We start from the raw sequence: 1,932 nt of genomic DNA on the forward strand, positions 1-1,932 counted from the left end.
ACCTGCGGCGGACGGACCGCAGGCCGTCGGGCACGCCCCCTCGCCGTGGCGTGCGCCGCACGGTGCACCCGCGCACGGGGCCACGCCGCACGGCCCGCCCTCGTACGGCTCGCCCCAGCACGCCGGCGCGTCCCACGGGTCGCCGCAGCAGGGCAGCCCGACGGCGTCCCCCCTGCCGCCGTACGTGCCCGCGACGCCCGGTGCCGGTCCTGGCCCGTCGCCGCGGCACCCGTCGCACGATCCCGCCTCCCCGTACCCGGGCGCGTACCCCGCGCCGCTCGCCGGTCCGGGTGGACCGGGCGGACCGCACGGCCCCGGCGCCCCGCGCGCTCCGCGCCGCCGTCGGCCGCTCTCCGCGGTGTGGGCCGTCCCGCTCGTCGTGCTCGCGCTGGTCGCGGGCGTCGTGGGCGGCGTCCTCGGCTCGCGCCTCGGAGACGACGACCACCTGCAGGACGCGGGCCTGCCCACGACCGTGGCGGGTGCCGCCGACCTTGCGCGGGCGCCCGAGTCGGTCGCGGGCATCGCGGCGGGCGTGCTGCCGAGCGTGGTGTCGATCGAGGTCGACGGGCCGGACGGCACGTCGACGGGCTCGGGCTTCGTGCTGCGTGCCGACGGCTACCTGGTGACGAACAACCACGTCGTCGCGCAGGCGGCGGAGACGGCGTCGACGTCGGTCGTCGTGACGTTCGTCGACGGCAGCGAGGAGCCCGCGTCGATCGTCGGGCGGACGTCGGAGTACGACCTCGCGGTCCTCAAGGTCGAGGTGTCGGGCCTCACGCCGCTGCTGCTGGGCGACTCGGACGCCGTGGTCGTGGGCGACCCGGTCGTCGCGGTCGGCGCCCCGCTGGGGCTGGCCGGCACGGTGACGACGGGCATCGTCAGCGCGCTCAACCGTCCGGTCTCGGCGGGCGACGAGGGCGACACCGCGTTCATCAACGCCATCCAGACGGACGCCGCGATCAACCCGGGCAACTCGGGGGGACCGCTCGTCAACGCGCGGGGCGAGGTCATCGGCGTCAACTCCGCGATCGCGCAGCCGCCCGGCACGTCGTCCGTCGTGGGCGGCAGCATCGGCCTGGGGTTCGCGATCCCGTCGGAGCAGGTGCGGCGGACGGCCGAGCAGCTCATCGAGACCGGGCAGGCGACGTACCCGATCATCGGCGTGCTGCTCGACCAGCGGTACGACGGCGAGGGCGTGCAGGTCTCGACCGAGGACCAGGAGGGCACGCCGGCGGTCACGCCCGACGGGCCCGCCGACCGGTCGGGCATCCGCCGCGGGGACGTGATCCTCGCGATCGACGGTCGCCCGGTGACCGACCCGGACGAGCTCATCGTGGCGATCCGGGCGCGGACCCCGGGGGAGACGGTCGTGCTGCACGTGCGCACGGGGTCGGACGAGCGCGACGTGCGGATCAGGCTCGACGAGGCCGAGGCGCGCTGACGCGTCGCTCAGGGCACGACCGGGCGGCTCACGCCCGGTCCGCGCGAGGGTGCGCCGCGTGCCGCCCGACGCCCCGTCGGCCTCCGTCCACGGCACGTCCGACCGACGCCTGCCGACCGGCCCGGCGGGGTACCCTGACCCGGTGTTCGGAATCAACGGCGGAGAGCTGCTCGTGCTCTTCCTCGTCGCGGCCTTCGTGATCGGCCCCGAGCGCCTGCCGAAGTACGCCGAGCAGCTGGGCCTGTGGGTCCGCCGGGCCCGCCAGTTCGCGTCGGACGCCAAGGCGCGCGTCGACGAGGAGCTGGGCGAGGAGGCCCGCGACGTCGACTGGGCCGCGCTCGACCCGCGCAAGTACGACCCGCGCCGCATCGTGCGCGAGGCGCTGCTCGACGACCTGCCGCCCGCGGCGGGACGCCCGCCGGCCCCCTCCGGGCCCGGGCCGTCGCTGCGCAAGGGCGCGACCGCGGCCGGCACCGCAGCCGGCGCCGCGA

General features: G+C 77.2%; 2 protein-coding genes. Both read left to right on the forward strand.

The genetic code is table 11. The features are described from left to right. A partial coding sequence (locus tag CBZ_RS13680) for a S1C family serine protease (RefSeq protein ID WP_246013379.1) occupies positions 1 to 1,441 on the forward strand: 1,441 nt, incomplete at its 5' end. Positions 1,442 to 1,583: 142 nt separating this feature from the next. Beyond that, positions 1,584 to 1,932, forward strand: a 349-nt coding sequence (locus CBZ_RS13685; RefSeq protein WP_246013381.1) for a twin-arginine translocase TatA/TatE family subunit, incomplete at its 3' end; no start/stop codon positions are given.

The sequence above is a fragment of the Cellulomonas biazotea genome (genome assembly GCF_004306155.1).
Classification (GTDB): Bacteria; Actinomycetota; Actinomycetes; order Actinomycetales; family Cellulomonadaceae; genus Cellulomonas; species Cellulomonas biazotea.